We start from the raw sequence: 15,304 nt of genomic DNA, 5'->3' as shown, positions 1-15,304 counted from the left end.
CGGCCCGGCTAACCTGGATCGGGTGAGCCGTACACAGAACTCCGAGGACCTGTTCGCCCGCGCCCGTCAGGTCGTGCCCGGAGGCGTCAACTCTCCGGTGCGCGCGTTCGGCGCGGTGGGCGGCACGCCGCGCTTCATGGTCTCCGGTCAGGGGCCCTACATCACCGACGCCGACGGCAACCGCTACGTCGATCTCGTGTGCTCCTGGGGGCCGATGATCCTCGGGCACCGCCACCCCGCGGTCGTCGAGGCCGTCTCCGGCGCGGTGGCCCACGGGTTCTCCTTCGGCACGGCCACCCCCGGCGAGGTCGAGCTGGCCGAGGAGATCGTGGCCAGGGTGGCGCCCGTCGAGAAGGTGCGCCTGGTCAGCTCCGGCACCGAGGCCACGATGAGCGCGGTGCGCCTGGCGCGCGGCTTCACCGGGCGGTCGAAGGTGATCAAGTTCGCCGGGTGCTACCACGGCCACGTCGACGCGCTGCTGGCCTCGGCCGGGTCCGGGGTCGTGACGTTCGGGCTGCCCGACACGCCGGGCGTGACGGGGGCGTCGGCCGCGGACACGATCGTGCTGCCCTACAACTCCGTCGAAGCCGTCGAAGAGGCCTTCGCCGCCGCCGACGTGGCGTGCGTGATCACCGAGGCGTGCCCGTCGAACATGGGCGTCGTCCCGCCCCGCGACGGCTTCAACGCGCGCCTGCGCGAGCTGTGCACGGCCAACGGCGCGCTGCTCATCGTCGACGAGGTGCTGACCGGCTTCCGCGTCTCCCCGTCCGGCTGGTACGGCCTGGACCCGGTCGAGGCCGATCTGATGACCTTCGGCAAGGTCATGGGCGGCGGCCTGCCCACGGCGGCCTTCGGCGGCCGGGCCGACGTCATGGCCTTTCTCGCCCCCGAGGGCCCGGTCTACCAGGCGGGCACCCTGTCGGGTAACCCGCTGGCGTGCGCGGCCGGGCTGGCCACGCTGCGCGCCCTGGACGACGACGCCTACGCCCGGGTGGACGCGGCCTCGCTGGCGGTGGGCCGGGGCGCGTCCGAGGCGCTCAGCGCCGCCGGGGTGCCGCACCGGCTGCAGCGGGCGGGCAGCCTGTTCTCGATCTTCTTCACCGACGCGGAGGTGACGAACTTCGCCGAGGCCAAGACCCAGAACACCGCCGTGTTCACCGCGTTCTTCCACGCGATGCTCGACCAGGGCGTCTATCTGCCGCCGTCGGCGTACGAAGCGTGGTTCCTGTCGGCCGCGCACGACGACGAGGCGCTCAGCCGCGTCGCTGAAGCGCTCCCGGCAGCCGCGAAGGCGGCCGCGGCCGCCCTGGGGTGAGCGGGCCGCGGCGGGGCCTGGAGCCGGCGTACAGGACGCCGCAGACGATGAGCGCCGCCGCGAGCACCTCCAGCCAGGAGAGCGCTTCGCCGGTCACCAGCGCCGCCGACGACATGCCGAAGACCGGCACGAGCAGCGTGTACGGCGCCACGGTCGAGGCGTCGTAGCGGCGCAGCAGCCAGCCCCAGACGCCGAACCCGCCCAGCGTGGAGATGAAGGCCACGTAGAGCAGCGACAGCCAGCCCTCCAGCGGCGAGCTCAGCACCGGCGTGCCCTCCAGCAGGAAGGACATCAGCAGGAGAGGGGGCGCGGAGAAGGCGCTCACCCACACCATGAAGCGCAGCGAGTCGGGCGGCGCGGCCCGGCGCTGGACCACGTTGCCCAGCCCCCAGGCGGCCGCCGCGGCCACGCAGAGTGCGAAGGCGCCGAGCGGTCCCGACACCCCGAAGTCGAGCGCGACCAGAGTGAGGCCGCAGAAGGCGACGGCCAGACCGAGGACGCGACGGGCGGTGAGCCGCTCCTTGAGCAGCGTCACCGCGAACAACACCGTGAACAGCGCCTGCGTCTGCAGGACGAGAGAGGTCAGCCCGGCCGGCATGCCGGCTCGCATGCCCACGAGCAGCAGGCCGAACTGGCCGACGCCGATGGTGGCCGCCACCCCGGCGACCCAGCGCCACCGGACTCCGGGCCGCCCGACGAACAGCAGGGCGGGGAACGCCGCCATGCTGAACCTGACTCCCGCGTACAGCAGTGGCGGGAAGTGCCGCAGGCCGACCTGCATGACCACGAAGTTGAAGCCCCAGACGGCCGCGAGGCCGACGGCGAGGGCGAGATGGCGGGGGCTCACTCAGCGAGCGGGCTTCTGGTAGCGGATCCGCTGCTCGCGAGCCTGCTCGGCCAGGGTCCTCAGGTAGGAGGGCGAGCTCTGCTGCTGCTTCTTTTCCTTGATGATTCTCATGCATCTATTTTCGTCTGCTACACAGTGAACGACAAGCGAGACTTTCTACGCTAAACCATTTAGACTGGCTTACATGTTGGACTTGAACCGGCTCAAGGCACTTCACGCAGTTCACGTCTATGGGTCGGTCGGAGCGGCGGCCGACGCGCTCATGGTCACCCCGTCCGCCGTGTCCCAGCAGATCGCCAAGCTGGAGCGGGAGACCGGGGCCCGGCTCATGGAGCGCAACGGCCGCGGCGTGCGCCTGACGGACGCGGCGGGGCTGCTCGCCGAGCACGCCGAGCGGATCCTCGCCCTGGTCGAGACCGCGGAGGCGGACTTCGAGGCGCTGCGCGGCGAGGTCGTCGGCCGCCTGAACGTCGCCGCGTTCCCCACCGCCGTGCGCGGCCTCATGCCCGGCGCGCTCGCCACGCTCAGGACCCGCCATCCCGACCTCTGGGTGCAGCTCAACGAGCGCGAGCCCGAGCGGGTCATGCGCGAGGTCGCCAGGGGCGAGCTGGACGTGGGCGTGATCCAGGACTGGCTGAACCGGCCCATGGCGCTGCCCGACGGCCTGTCCAAGGCCACGCTGCTCGACGACGTCGCCGACGTCGCGGTGCCCGCCGGGCACGCGCTGGCCGGCCGGAAGGAGCTGGAGCTGGCCGAGCTGAACGGCGAGCTGTGGATCAGCTCCACGCCGGGCACGGTCTGCCACGACTGGCTGGTCTTCACGCTGCGCAACGCCTCGCTGGAGCCGGTGATCGCCTGCATGGCCGACGAGTACCCGACCCAGCTCGCCCTGGTGGCGGCCGGCCTCGGCTGCGCCATCGTGCCGCGGCTCGGCCGGGACTGCGTGCCGGAGGGCGTGCGGCTCGTCCCGCTCAGGCCGCGGCAGTCGCGCCGCATCTACGCGGTGTGGCGTACGGACGCCGCACGCCGTCCCGCGATCAGGGCCCTGGTCGAGGCGCTGGCCGAGGCGAGCAGGTCCCAGGAGAACGCCTGGGCGGTGTCCTGAGCCCCCGCGTCAGCCCAGCGCGATGGCGACGACGCCGCCGAGGATCACCGCGGCCGCCAGCAGCCGGCGCGGCAGATCGCCCTCGGCCAGCAGCCGCCCGCCGAGCACGACCGCGATCAGCACGCTGATCTCGCGGGCCGGCGCCACCACGGTCACCGGGGCCATCGTGAACGCGATCAGCACCAGCAGGTACGACAGGAAGATCAGCACAGCCGCGCCCAGCACCCGGAACCGGTGCTCCCGCCACACCGGGACGATCAGCCTGCGCCGCGCCCCCAGCACGAAGGGCGTGAGCGCGAGGGAGCGCCCGACCTCCCCGAGGTAGTTGAGCAGCAACGGCGCCACGGCGAACGCGCTCACCACCTGCGAGTCCCAGACCGTGTAGCCGGCGATGAACAACCCCACGACCAGCCCGGGCACCACCCCTTCGAGCGCGCCGCGCGACAGGCCGCCGCTGAGCAGGAACACGCCCAGGCCCACCAGTACGATCCCCGCCACGCCCGCGGGCGACGGCCGCTCGCCGAGGAAGAGCACCGCGACCAGGCTGGCCAGCATCGGGCCCGTGCCACGCGCGACGGGATAGACGACCGACAGGTCGCCGGTGCCGTACCCGCGCTGGAGCAGCACGAAATAGCCCAGGTGCAGCAGCGTGCTGCCGCCGGCGACCAAAAGGTCCAGCCGGCTCGGCACGGTACCCGTGACCAGCAGGAACCCGGCGAACAGCGGGCTCCAGACGATCGCCGCTGCGACGGCGACCAGCCAGAGGAAGACGACGTGGTCGGCCTGGGCGGCCTTCTTGCTCAGCACGTTCCAGGAGGCGTGGGCCACGGCGGCGACGAGGATGAGAACGAGTGCCCAGAGACTCACGAAGGCTCCTTCCGGGGCCAGACTTTACCCACGCCCGAATTGCCCACAGGGGCGGGCTCCGGCCGCATGACGCATCCGAGCGGATAGGCTGTGCCACACCATGGCTGAAACCACCGTCGTCCACCTTTTGCGCCACGGTGAGGTGCACAACCCCGAGGGCGTCCTGTACGGCAGGCTGCCCGGCTACCACCTGTCCGAGACAGGTCAGCTCATGGCCGAGACGGTCGCCAAGGCCGTCAGCGGCCGTGACATCGTCGCCCTGTACAGCTCGCCGCTCGAACGAGCCCTGGAGACCTCCGCCCCGCTGGCCGAGAAGCTCGGGCTCGACATCGTCCAGGACAACCGCCTGATCGAGGCGGGGAACCTGCTGCAGGGTCGCATGATCGGCCAGGGGCTCGCCGTGCTCCGCAACCCGCGCAACTACCGCTATTTCTGGAACCCGCTGCGCCCGTCCTGGGGCGAGCCGTACCCGGTCATCGTCAAGCGCATGCGCTCGGTGATCGACGACGCCAGGGCGGCGGCGCGCGGGCACGAGGCCGTCCTGGTCAGCCACCAGCTCCCGATCTGGGCGATCAGGAGCGCCGCGGAGGGCCGCAGGCTCTGGCACGACCCCAGGCGCAGGCAGTGCGCGCTGGCCAGTCTCACCACGCTCACGTTCGACGGGGACCGCCTGATCAGCATCGGCTACAGCGAGCCCGCGGGGTCGCTGCAGACGGGTCCCTCCATCCCCGGGGCCTGATCGCTCCCCAGTGTCCGGGGCGTACGGTCCCGAAGGTAGAGTTGCAAGCTCTACCGGTTGTAGTACAAGGAGATCTTCCTCCGTGCGCGCGAAGTCCATCTCCCTCGTTCTCCTGGCTGTGCTGGTCGCGGGCTGCGCGGGTAATCAGAGTGGTCAACCCCAGGCGGGTGACACCCGGTTCGTCGCGGGCGACGGGAAGATGCAGGTGTTCGGCGCGGGCGAGCGCAAGGCCGCCCCCGCCGTCGAGGGCCCGACCCTCGACGGGGCCACCGCCTCGCTCGCCGCGCACAAGGGCAAGGTCGTCGTGCTCAACTTCTGGGCGTCGTGGTGCGGCCCGTGCCGGGCGGAGGCGCCGGTGCTCAAGGAGGTCGCGGCCAAGACCAAGGGCAGCGGCGTGGAGTTCCTCGGCGTCGACTTCAAGGACCGGCAGGCCGACGCGCTGGCGTTCGAGCGCACCGAGCAGACCGGCTATCCCCACCTGTTCGACCAGCCGGGCAAGGTGGCGCTGGCCTTCCAGGGCACCGTGCCGCCCGCGGCCATCCCGTCCACGCTGATCATCGACAAGCAGGGCAGGATCGCGGCCAGGGCGCTGGGCGCGGTCAAGTACACCGACCTGATGGACACCGTGACCAAGGTCCGCGATGAGTGACGTCGTCGCCTCGGGCTCGCTGCTCCTGGCCGTGCCGATCGCGGTGCTCGCCGGGGTCGTGTCGTTCCTGTCGCCGTGCGTGCTGCCGCTGGTGCCCGGCTACCTGTCGTACGTGACGGGCATGAGCGCCGACCCCAAGCGGGGCCGGCTGGTGCTCGGCACGGTGCTGTTCGTGGCCGGCTTCGGGCTGGTGTTCGTGCTCAGCGGGGCGTTGTTCGGCGGGCTCGGCTCGATGATGCTGCTCAACGCCGACCTCATCACGCGCGTGCTCGGCGTGGTGACGATCCTGCTCGGGCTGGCGTTCCTGGGCGTGATCCCCGGGCTGATGCGCGACGTGCGCATCCACCGGCTGCCCGCCGCGGGGCTGGCGGGCGCGCCGCTGCTCGGAGTGGTGTTCGGGCTGGGCTGGACGCCCTGCATCGGCCCCACCCTGGCCGTCGTGCTGGCGCTCGGGCTCAACGAGGGCAGCGCCGCCCGCGGGGCCCTCCTGGCCGTCGCGTACGCCCTGGGCCTCGGGCTGCCCTTCGTGGGCGCGGCGCTCGCCTACAGCAAGGCGCTGCGCACGTTCCGGGCCATCCGCCGCCACTCGCGCCTGATCACGCGGATCGGCGGCGGCATGATGGTGGCCGTCGGCGTGCTGCTCGTGTCGGGGCTATGGGGAGAGATGATCGCGGGCATGCAGGGTCTGGTCGGCGCGTTCGAGCCGGTGATCTGATGAGCGTCACGGAGCTGTCCCAGGACCAGGCGCCCAAGCACGTCCGGCTCGGGCCGATCGGCTGGCTGCGGTGGGCGTGGCGGACGCTCACCTCGATGAAGACGGCGCTGATCCTGCTGTTCCTGCTCGCGCTCGGCTCGGTGCCCGGCTCGCTGGTTCCGCAGCGCGGCGTCGACCCCGACAAGGTGGCGCGGATCTACGAGCAGAACCCGGTGCTGGCCGAGTGGTACGACCGGTTCCAGCTCTTCGAGGTGTTCACCTCGTCCTGGTTCGCGGCCGTCTACCTGCTGCTGTTCGCCTCGCTGATCGGCTGCCTCATCCCGCGCACCGCGACCTACGTGCGCGAGCTGCGCCGCAAGCCGCCCGCCGCGCCGAAGAACCTGTCCCGCCTGCCCCACTCCGCCACCCTGGAGGGCGGCCTGTCCGTCGATGAGGCCGCGCGGCGGCTGCGCAAGCTGCGCTTCCGCGTCGTGACCGGCGACGGCTGGGTGTCGGCGGAGAAGGGCTACCTGCGCGAGACCGGCAACCTGTTCTTCCACATCGCGCTGCTCGGGATCCTGCTCGCGATCGGCGGCGGCTCCCTGTTCGGCTATCGGGGCAACGTCCTGGTCGTCGAGGGCGACGGGTTCGCCAACACCGTGGCCGCCTACGACCGGTTCATCCCCGGCGGCCAGGTCTCGGCCGAGTCGCTGGAGCCGTTCTCGTTCCAGCTCGACGACTTCAAGGTCGCCTACCAGGTCACGGGCGACAAGAAGGGCCAGGCGCTCGACTACACCGCCCGGCTCAAGGTCACCGACTCGCCCGGCGCGCCGGTCCGCGACTACGACCTCAAGGTCAACGAGCCGCTCGAGATCGACGGCACCCAGACCTACCTCATCGGCAACGGCTACGCCCCGGTCTTCAAGGTCACCGACGGCAAGGGGCAGGTCGCCTTCGAGGGGCCCGTGCCGTGCCTGATCGAGCAGAAGGCCACGATGACCTCCGGCTGCGTGGTCAAGGTGCCCGACGCGCAACCGGTCCAGCTCGGGTTCCTGCTGCAGTTCCTGCCCACCAGCGTGCCGCTGACCGACGGCAGCTACGCCTCCGCCTTCCCCGGCGAGCTCAACCCCGAGGTGCAGATACTCGGGGCCTTCTCCGGCGACCTGGGCGTGCGCTCGGGCAAGCCGCAGTCGGTCTACGTGCTCGCCGAGGACGAGGCGCTCAAGAAGCTCGACCGGCTGTTCATGGGCTCCAACACGCCCAAGCCCCTCGCGGTCGGGCAGTCGGTGGACCTGCCCGACGGCAAGGGCAAGATCGAGTTCACCGCCGTCAAGCAGTGGATCACGCTCCAGACGGCCTACGACCCGGGCCGGATGCCCGCTCTCGTGGCCGGGGCAACGGCGGTCGTCGCTATCGCGCTCTCGCTCATGATCCGGCGCCGCCGGATCTTCGTCCGGATCAAGGAAGGTGAGACCGTGGTGGGCGGCCTCACCCGTACAGAGGGCTCCGCGGCGGGCTTCACCGAGGAGTTCGCCGACATCGTGAAGGTTCTATCAGCAGGAGCAAAGGATGTCCGCTGAGCAACTCGCCGAGCTGAGCGACCTGTTCGTCGTCGCCGCCGTCCTGCTCTACGTCTTCGCCATGGTCGGTTTCGCGGTCGAGCTGGCCTTCGGCCGGACCCCTGGCGCCGCCGACGTGGCCGTGGCCGGCGCGGGCGCCGATGGCGCGGCGCCGGTCGATACAGGCAGGCCCTCGGGCGGCGCGGCCAAGGCCGGGCTGGTGGCTCTCGGGCTGGCCTGGCTGGGCTGGGCCGCCAACCTGGGCGCCATCGCCACGCGCGGCCTGTCCGTGGACCGGTGGCCGTGGGGCAACATGTACGAGTTCGTGGTGGCGATCTGCTTCGCCGCCGTGACCGCGTTCCTCGGCACCCAGATCCGCCACAACGTGCGTTTCCTGGGCGCCTTCGTCATGGTCACGGCCGCACTCGGGCTCGGGTTCGCGGTCAAGGTCTTCTACACGGCCGCCGGGCCCGTCGTGCCCGCCCTGGACTCGTACTGGATCGCCATCCACGTCACCGCCGCCATCCTCGCGACCGGCCTGCTGACGCTGGCGGGCGTGTCAGGGATCCTCTTCCTGCTGCGCGGCGACGGGATGTCCCGCCTGCCCGCGCGGGAGGACCTGGAGCGGGTGGCGCACCGGGCGATCGTGCTGGCCTTCCCGCTGTGGACGTTCGCCGTCATCGCGGGCGCGCTCTGGGCGGACCGGGCATGGGGCCGCTATTGGGGCTGGGACCCGAAGGAGGTCTGGTCCTTCATCACGTGGGTGGCCTACGCCGCCTACCTGCACGCCAGGGTGACCGCCGGCTGGCGGGGCAGGGCAGCGACGATCGTCCAGCTGGTGGCGTTCTGCTGCCTCCTGTTCAACCTCGTCGGCGTCAACATCTTCATCGACGGACTGCACAGCTACGCGGACGTGGACTAGCTCAGATCGTCGCCGCGCATGCGGCGGTCGAGGTCGCGAAGGAAGTCGGGGTCGTCGTCCGGCCCCTTCGGCGCGCCCGGACCCGGGGGCACGGGCCACGCCGCGCGCGGGGCCCGCGGGCGGCCGCGCGCCATCCACACCAGACCGCCGAGCAGTGGGATCAGCACGACGATCAGGATCCACAGTGGTTTTGGTACGTTCCTAACCTCATCTTCGGGCGTGGTGACCACGTCGAACAATGAGAAGAGCCAGAAGGCCAGCAGCGCCAGGCCGATCAGAACACCTGCCATGCCCGAACTTTAAGCCATCCCGCGACGTGATCGTGCTGCCCGATGTCCCATTTCGGGTGACTAGGGGAAGATCGACGTCGTACGGTGGAACCCGATGCGGCGGTGTCCACGGGGCTCCACAGGCGTTGAGAGGTGTGATGGCCTTTTCTCACGACAAGGGCCGGCATCGGCGCGGTCGTTGGTGGCGGCGCGGGTCGTACCTCTTCTCGCGGCGCGGCGAGGCGCCTCCTGACGCCGACCGGTCCTTCTGGTCCAACGCCCGCGAGAGCCACCAGGAGACGCGCGGGCTCGGCCGGGGTCGCGACGGCGCCGAGCGCCGCCCGGGGAGCGGCACGAGCGCTCTCCGCGGCGAGCGGTCCCTCTTCAGGGAGCGCCCCGCCGAGTCCGTACGGCCGGAGCCCGAACGGCTGGCCTGGCCGGGCGGCGACGAGCAACCGCTGTTCGGCCACCACGACAGCCACCGCGACAGCCACAGTGACAGCCAGCGCGACAGTCACCGTGACAGTCACCGTGACAGCCAACGGGCGAGCCACTGGGAGAGCCACCAAAACGGCCGGCCTCAGGAGCACAGGTCTCAGGAGCGCGGGCCCCAGGGACGCCAGGAGCGGCGGGCGCAGGACGCGGGCCGCGAGGTGACGTGGGACGGGTTCGCCTTACGCGGCCGCCCCGAGCAGCTGCCCGCCGCCGTGGCCGAACGCCCCCGCTACACCTGGCAGGACTTCGAGATCGACGACAAGCCGCCCAGAGCCCAGCCGAACCGCCCCGACGCGCCGTCCATGGGCGACGGGCTGCGGCACTGCGGCAAGCTGGAGTCGATCCTGCACCGCCAGTGGGACGCCTGGCAGGGCCCGCCGCCGGTGGAGGTGGTCCGCGCCGTGGAGAGCCTGGCCAGGCTGCCCGACCGCCTGAAGGAGAAGCTCGCCGCGGGCCTCGAAGGCATCTACGTCGGCAGCGGCGGCGTCCCCGACCTCGACGACATGGGGTACTTACGCGGCGCCCCGCTGCCCTCGGGACGCGCCACCTGGGACATCTGCGCGGGCGCGTACGGCGACCGCAAGATCGTGGTGGGCGACCGCCCCTCACCGACACCCGACGTGATGATGCACGAGGTCGGCCACGCCATCGACGACATCGACTCGGCCTACGGGGAGTGGGTCTCGGACTCGCCCGAGTTCGCACAGCTGCACGAGACGGCGATGCCGCTGCTGGCCTCGTCCTTCCACCGGCAGCCCGGCGGGCTCGGCCGCAAGGAGTTCTTCGCCGACGCCTTCGCCGCCATCGCCGCCCGCCAGCGGCCGGCCCTCGTGGACATGCTCGGGGGCGACACGCGGATGGCGCTCAACGTCATGCTGTTCTTCAACCGGCGCTACGGAATCTAGGTGATCCACCATGTACGTCATCCGGCTCGCGGACGGGACTCTGCGGGTGCCGCAGAGCCTGACCAGCGAAGACGGGCGTCTGATCGGCAACGCGTACGTGGAAGTGCAGCCCGGTGACCCCGACTACGAACAGTGGCTGGCAGAGTCGCTGACGGAGGAGGAGGCCGTGGAACGACGCCGGCGCTGGGAAGAGGAGAACGACGAGCTGGAGCGCGAGTTCCTGGCCTTCAAGGCGGAGCAGGGAGAGGCCTGATCGCGTTCGCGAGGACAGGCGGGGGACACCTGGTCGCATCGATCGGACAGGCGCCAGCCACGGTCGGCGGATGGCGCCGCCCTGTGCTCACCGTACGGAAGTGTGGCCGGGAAGCACGCGAACAGTGGGCTCCGCCAGCGGTGATCCTGGCGGTAGGTACAAGCTCTGCCACCTGCGATGGACCGTTGTAAAACGACCCACCGCGCAGGATCACCGACTAGACGGAACGTCAGACGCGCGGGGACTCACCTGCTGGCCTGTCGGCCGTAAGAACGTCCTCGCCTCGGAGAAGGGCGTGCACTTCCGACTCGCGGAAGCGCCGGTGCCCTCCGGGGGTGCGGATACTGCTGATGCGGCCTGCCGCAGCCCAGCGTGTAACCGTCTTTGGGTCTACCCGGAAGAGGGCGGCAACCTCTCCTGGGGTCAGCAGACGCTCGCTGCTACTCTCCACCAATCTCTCCCCCTCGCATCCCGCTTCCTGCCAGCGGGCGGACAGGTAACCAGTGTGTCGAGCGAAGCCTGATTTATCCGTGGTTTTCTACAAAGATCACGGGTTGTTATCAGCTGACTGCCCGATTGTTATATGATAGAGCCTCTTTGGGGCTCTCGTGGGTGTTTCTTTACGAAACTCCCTGACTGGGAACAGTAGCAGTGCTCGCGTCCGATGCGAAGAGCGACCGCTGCGCAGGTCCGAGTAACCTCGGACTGTGCGTCCCGTTCTCGTTTACACCGCGTCGCGGATCGGCCTGTTTCTCGTGACCCTCGGTGTCCTGTACCTGCTCTGGCCCACAAACCTGCTGCTGCTGATCGCGGTTTCTTTCTTGATCAGCGGGATAGCCAGCTTCGTCCTGCTGTCCAAGCAGCGCGATGCCATGAGCGCACGTATCACCGACAGGATCGACCGGCCGAAGCCGCAGGACGACTAGGGCAGGGGGAACATGCCAATCCGGGCATGGTACTCCCGTCCGAGTCTCGTTGTGTCGCTACCGACAAGTAGTCCACCGGGATGCGCGAAAAACGCCTTCACACCGATGCCGCGCTCCCGAGTGGGATTCCAACTCAGGGCCTTTCCCGTGTGCGGATGAATGGCGCCGATGCCGGGCCGTGACACGGCTCCGGGGCCGGCCGAGTCGCGGCCCTGCGGATTGTCCAGCCACCGCAGGTGGCCGCCGACGTAGACCGCCGCCCCCGTCACGGAGACCGCGTAGAGCGAGTCGCCGCCGGTGCTGTTGACCCAGGTGGGCCTGATGGCCGAGCCCTTGGCGTACGTCTCGAACCTGGCCGTCGTGTCGCACATCCCGGCGCGCGGCCCGCCCGTGGTGACGACCGCGAAATAGCGGCCGTCGGGGGAGAAGTCCAGGCCGCGTACGTACGAGGGGAAGTTGCTCATGCACGGGCGCGCGTACGCGTCGGTGCGCCAGGGCGCGACCCGCGCGACCCGGCCGGAGACGTCGATCAGCCCGAGCTGCGGCCTGGAGTGGCCGCCGAGCGTGGTGAACGTGCCGTCCACCGCCAGCCGGTCTCTGGAGAGCGCGAGCGCGTAGACCTTGACCCTGGGCGTCAGCGAGTCTCCCGGCGCGATCGCGAAGTCCGGGTCGGCCGCGCCGGTGGCCGCGTCGAGCCTGGCCAGCGCGGTGCTCGGGCTGATGAAGTCGCCCCCGACGTAGAGCCGGGACCCCTGCCTGGCCAGCGTGGACACCATGCCGCCGCCGATGCGCGGCTCGAAGCCGGGCACCAGCGAGCCGTCACTCAGGTTGAGCCTGGCCAGCGCTCTGGAGCGCATGTTGTTGACGCCGGGGAACTCGCCGCCGACGTAGACGGTGCCGTGATCGCCGGCCGCCAGGCCGTAGACCGGGCCCGCGACGCCGGGTCTGAAGTCCGGCAGCACGCGGCCGGTCACGAGGTCGTACGCGAACAGGTTGTCACGCCGGTAGGCGGTGGTCCGCCCGGCGTCGGTCACCTCGGTGAACGAGCCGCCGACGACGACGGTGCGGCCGATGACGGTGATGGCGTTGACGATGCCGTCGAGGACGTGGGGTGTGCTGTCGACCGGGTCGGCCGACACCACGCGGGAATGCGCGGCGGGGGCCGAAGCGATGATCGCCGCAAGGGCGACACGGGCAAGCATTCGCCAATATCTAGCAGACGTTCGGTAGTCTCGCGGCTACTTTCCGTTGATTGTCCTGATAGCCATAGGCTGTGGGGCATGACGCGCGCTCAGTTGGACAAACAGCCGGACGAGGTCGCCGCGATGTTCGATCGCACCGCCCGGCGCTATGACGTGGTCAACGACGTGATCTCCCTCGGGCAGGTCAGGCTCTGGCGCAAGGCGGTGGCCGCCGCCGTCGACGCGGGCCCTGGGGAGATCGTCCTTGACCTGGGGGCGGGCACCGGCACGTCCACCGACGCCTTCACCACGCTGGGCGCGCGGGCGATCGCCTCGGACTTCTCGCTCGGCATGCTGCGCACCGGCGTGCGGCGCCACGGCGGCAACGCGCTGACCGGGCAAGGAGTGCCGTTCATCGCGGGCGACGCGTTGCGGCTGCCGTTCGCCGACGACGTCTTCGACGCGGTGACGATCTCGGTGGCGCTGCGCAACGTGCACGACACCGCGCAGGCGCTGCGGGAGATGCTGCGGGTGACCAAGCCCGGCGGGCGCCTGGTGATCCTGGAGTTCTCGCACGTGACGTTCGGCCCGTTCGACATGGTCTACCGCGAATACCTGATGCGGCTGCTGCCGAAGGTGGCGAAGGTGTTCGGGTCCAACGACGACTCCTACGAATACCTGGCCGAGTCGATCAGGGACTGGCCCGACCAGCCGACGCTGGCCCGGATCATCCAGGAATCCGGCTGGGAACGCGTGGCCTGGCGCAATCTCACGATGGGGATCGTCGCCATGCACCGGGCATTCAAGCCCGCCTGAGCCCGGCGGCGGGTCCACGGGCTCCGGTGACGGCAGTGCAATTCCGCTATTCGCGAGTGAAGGCTCGCGTGGGCGCGCCCGCGCGATTTCCCGGATTTTCGGATGCGATTTTCGGGCGAGTTCTCGGTGTAATAATCCCCGGTTCGGCGAAGAGATCGCAGTGTGGCGGGGGTGCCGGCGGGCGGGCGTTCCAGGGCGCGCGGGAGCCGTCGCGAGAGCGGCTGCTAGCGTGACGATCATGACTTCGAGGCCCCAGGCGACACGCCCTCCTCTTGGATCACAGAACAGCACCCCGACTGCCACTATGTACAGGAAAAGCAGTAGACTGCGGGCCGACAAGTTTGTGAAGGGGTTCACAAAGGAACGAAGGCGCCACACCCCGAGGCCTTCGAGCGTGTAGGACAGGACAGTCCAGTGACCGTGCCAAGAGCCACAGCGCAAGCGCAGGAGCTCGCCACGAGACAGCGGCGCCCGAGCCGACCACTGGCGAAGCGGGCGCGATCATGAGCGAGAATGACGCCGACGTCATCGTCGTCGGCGCCGGGCCCGCCGGCTCCGCGACCGCCTTTCATCTCGCTCAGGCCGGCCTCGACGTGCTGCTGCTGGAGAAGACCAGGTTTCCCCGCGAGAAGGTCTGCGGCGACGGCCTGACCCCTCGTGCGGTCAAGCAGCTGCTGAACATGGGCGTCGACATCGACGCACCCGGCTGGATCAGGAACAAGGGCCTGCGCGTCGTCGGCGGCGGCCTGCGTTTCGAGCTCGACTGGCCGCAGCTGGAGCGCTTCCCCGACTTCGGCCTCGTCCGCACCCGCCAGGACTTCGACCAGATCGTCGCCGCCACCGCCGTCAAGAACGGTGCCCGCCTCATGGAGGGCGTCAACGTCACCGGGCCCGTCCTGGACGACCGCAGCGGCCACATCGTCGGCGTGACGACCAAGGACGGCCGCGAATACCGCGCCCGCGTCGTGGTGGCCGCCGACGGCAACAGCACCCGCCTGGCGCTGGGCATGGGCCTGCACAAGCGGGAAGACCGGCCGATGGGCGTGGCGGTGCGGACCTACTTCGAGAGTCCCCGCCACGACGACGACTACCTGGAGACGTGGCTGGAGCTGTGGGACGGCGACACGCTGCTGCCCGGCTACGGCTGGGTCTTCGGCGTCGGCGACGGCACGGCCAACGTGGGCCTCGGGCTGCTCAACACCAGCGACCAGTTCAAGAGCATCGACTACCGCGACCTGCTGCGCCGCTGGTGCCGTTCGATGCCGGCCGACTGGGGCTTCACCGAGGAGAACATGACGACGCCCATCCGCGGCGCCGCGCTCCCGATGGCCTTCAACAGGCAGCCGCACTACACGCGCGGCCTGGTGCTCGTGGGTGACTCCGGCGGGTCGATCAACCCGTTCAACGGCGAGGGCATCGCCTACGCCATGGAGACCGGCGAGATCGCCGCAGAGATCATCGCGAAGGCCCTGAAGGACACCACTCCCGCGCAGCGTGAGCGGATCCTGCGGACCTATCCCACCGTGCTGAAAGACGCCTACGGCGGTTATTTCACGCTCGGGCGGTTGTTCGTCGAGGCAATCGGAAAGCCGGGTGTGATGAGCTTCGGCACCAGGCACGGGTTGCCTCACCCGAGGCTGATGCGCTTTGCGCTCAAACTCCTTGGTAATCTCACCGACCGGCGAGGCGATGCGTCGGACATGATCATTAACGCACTCTCAAAGGTCGCCCCACCAGCATGAATCTCCGAATCAACAGATCA

The 15,304-nt window shown here is 70.1% G+C and carries 17 protein-coding genes; 12 read left to right on the top strand and 5 right to left on the bottom strand.

Going from position 1 to position 15,304, the window contains the following annotated elements:
* The first annotated feature begins 22 nt into the window (after positions 1 to 22).
* Complete coding sequence (hemL, locus tag ETD85_RS02915) at positions 23 to 1,315, top strand: glutamate-1-semialdehyde 2,1-aminomutase (protein ID WP_138688008.1); 1,293 nt, start codon at positions 23 to 25, stop codon at positions 1,313 to 1,315.
* On the opposite strand, the gene ETD85_RS02910 is transcribed toward hemL, so the two are convergent.
* A complete protein-coding gene (locus ETD85_RS02910) occupies positions 1,254 to 2,162 on the bottom strand; it encodes an EamA family transporter (RefSeq protein ID WP_138688007.1) in 909 nt (302 codons plus the stop codon). The two genes, hemL and ETD85_RS02910, sit on opposite strands and share 62 nt — an antisense overlap.
* Positions 2,163 to 2,346: 184 nt before the next feature.
* Here ETD85_RS02910 and ETD85_RS02905 point away from each other — a divergent pair, with 184 nt between their 5' ends.
* Positions 2,347 to 3,267, top strand: a complete 921-nt coding sequence (locus ETD85_RS02905) for a LysR family transcriptional regulator (protein ID WP_138688006.1) — start codon at positions 2,347 to 2,349, stop codon at positions 3,265 to 3,267.
* A 9-nt stretch (positions 3,268 to 3,276) separates the two neighbouring features.
* Here ETD85_RS02905 and ETD85_RS02900 read toward each other — a convergent pair whose 3' ends face one another.
* Positions 3,277 to 4,134 carry a DMT family transporter gene (locus ETD85_RS02900; protein ID WP_170246471.1) on the bottom strand — a complete coding sequence of 286 codons (858 nt, stop codon included), beginning with the start codon at positions 4,132 to 4,134 and terminating at the stop codon, positions 3,277 to 3,279.
* 100 nt (positions 4,135 to 4,234) lie between these two features.
* Here ETD85_RS02900 and ETD85_RS02895 point away from each other — a divergent pair, with 100 nt between their 5' ends.
* The 5 genes from ETD85_RS02895 to ccsA all read left to right on the top strand — a co-directional run bounded on the left by ETD85_RS02895 (position 4,235) and on the right by ccsA (position 8,697).
* Entirely contained in the window at positions 4,235 to 4,873 is a 639-nt protein-coding gene (locus ETD85_RS02895; RefSeq protein ID WP_138688004.1) for a histidine phosphatase family protein, read from the top strand.
* Positions 4,874 to 4,955: 82 nt separating this feature from the next.
* On the top strand, positions 4,956 to 5,522 hold the full coding sequence (locus ETD85_RS02890; RefSeq protein WP_138688003.1) for a TlpA family protein disulfide reductase: 567 nt from the start codon (positions 4,956 to 4,958) through the stop codon (positions 5,520 to 5,522).
* A complete protein-coding gene (locus tag ETD85_RS02885; protein WP_138688002.1) occupies positions 5,515 to 6,237 on the top strand; it encodes a cytochrome c biogenesis CcdA family protein in 723 nt (240 codons plus the stop codon). Before ETD85_RS02890 ends, ETD85_RS02885 begins: the two co-directional genes overlap by 8 nt.
* Positions 6,237 to 7,796, top strand: coding sequence for a cytochrome c biogenesis protein ResB (gene resB / locus ETD85_RS02880; RefSeq protein ID WP_138688001.1), 1,560 nt, complete (start codon positions 6,237 to 6,239; stop codon positions 7,794 to 7,796). The genes ETD85_RS02885 and resB overlap by 1 nt, the downstream gene beginning before the upstream one ends.
* The gene (ccsA, locus tag ETD85_RS02875; protein ID WP_138688000.1) at positions 7,786 to 8,697 is read left to right on the top strand and encodes a cytochrome c biogenesis protein CcsA; all 912 of its coding nucleotides are present in this window, start codon (positions 7,786 to 7,788) and stop codon (positions 8,695 to 8,697) included. Before resB ends, ccsA begins: the two co-directional genes overlap by 11 nt.
* Here ccsA and ETD85_RS02870 read toward each other — a convergent pair.
* Positions 8,694 to 8,987 (bottom strand): PLD nuclease N-terminal domain-containing protein, encoded by a 294-nt coding sequence (locus tag ETD85_RS02870; protein WP_138687999.1) that lies wholly within the window; start codon positions 8,985 to 8,987, stop codon positions 8,694 to 8,696. The two genes, ccsA and ETD85_RS02870, sit on opposite strands and share 4 nt — an antisense overlap.
* Positions 8,988 to 9,124: 137 nt before the next feature.
* Between ETD85_RS02870 and ETD85_RS65460 the strand changes: the two genes are divergently transcribed.
* Together ETD85_RS65460 and ETD85_RS02860 are read left to right on the top strand one after the other, a co-directional pair.
* Entirely contained in the window at positions 9,125 to 10,366 is a 1,242-nt protein-coding gene (locus ETD85_RS65460) for a hypothetical protein (RefSeq protein ID WP_240778834.1), read from the top strand.
* 10 nt (positions 10,367 to 10,376) lie between these two features.
* Positions 10,377 to 10,619 (top strand): hypothetical protein, encoded by a 243-nt coding sequence (locus tag ETD85_RS02860; RefSeq protein ID WP_138687998.1) that lies wholly within the window; start codon positions 10,377 to 10,379, stop codon positions 10,617 to 10,619.
* Positions 10,620 to 10,848: 229 nt separating this feature from the next.
* Here ETD85_RS02860 and ETD85_RS02855 read toward each other — a convergent pair whose 3' ends face one another.
* Complete coding sequence (locus tag ETD85_RS02855; protein ID WP_026214226.1) at positions 10,849 to 11,070, bottom strand: BldC family transcriptional regulator; 222 nt, start codon at positions 11,068 to 11,070, stop codon at positions 10,849 to 10,851.
* Positions 11,071 to 11,326: 256 nt separating this feature from the next.
* On the opposite strand from ETD85_RS02855, the gene ETD85_RS02850 reads away from it, so the two are divergent.
* On the top strand, positions 11,327 to 11,545 hold the full coding sequence (locus ETD85_RS02850) for a DUF4229 domain-containing protein (RefSeq protein ID WP_138687997.1): 219 nt from the start codon (positions 11,327 to 11,329) through the stop codon (positions 11,543 to 11,545).
* Here ETD85_RS02850 and ETD85_RS02845 read toward each other — a convergent pair.
* Complete coding sequence (locus ETD85_RS02845; RefSeq protein ID WP_138687996.1) at positions 11,542 to 12,747, bottom strand: hypothetical protein; 1,206 nt, start codon at positions 12,745 to 12,747, stop codon at positions 11,542 to 11,544. The two genes, ETD85_RS02850 and ETD85_RS02845, sit on opposite strands and share 4 nt — an antisense overlap.
* Positions 12,748 to 12,825: 78 nt before the next feature.
* Here ETD85_RS02845 and ETD85_RS02840 point away from each other — a divergent pair, with 78 nt between their 5' ends.
* Complete coding sequence (locus ETD85_RS02840; RefSeq protein WP_138687995.1) at positions 12,826 to 13,542, top strand: demethylmenaquinone methyltransferase; 717 nt, start codon at positions 12,826 to 12,828, stop codon at positions 13,540 to 13,542.
* A 503-nt stretch (positions 13,543 to 14,045) separates the two neighbouring features.
* A complete protein-coding gene (locus tag ETD85_RS02835; protein ID WP_138687994.1) occupies positions 14,046 to 15,284 on the top strand; it encodes a geranylgeranyl reductase family protein in 1,239 nt (412 codons plus the stop codon).
* Positions 15,285 to 15,304 lie beyond the last annotated feature (20 nt).

The organism is Nonomuraea zeae (genome assembly GCF_005889725.1).
In the GTDB taxonomy this organism is placed as follows: domain Bacteria; phylum Actinomycetota; class Actinomycetes; order Streptosporangiales; family Streptosporangiaceae; genus Nonomuraea; species Nonomuraea zeae.
Note: the sequence above shows the minus strand (reverse complement) of the source record. Positions and strands in the feature narration are given on the sequence as shown.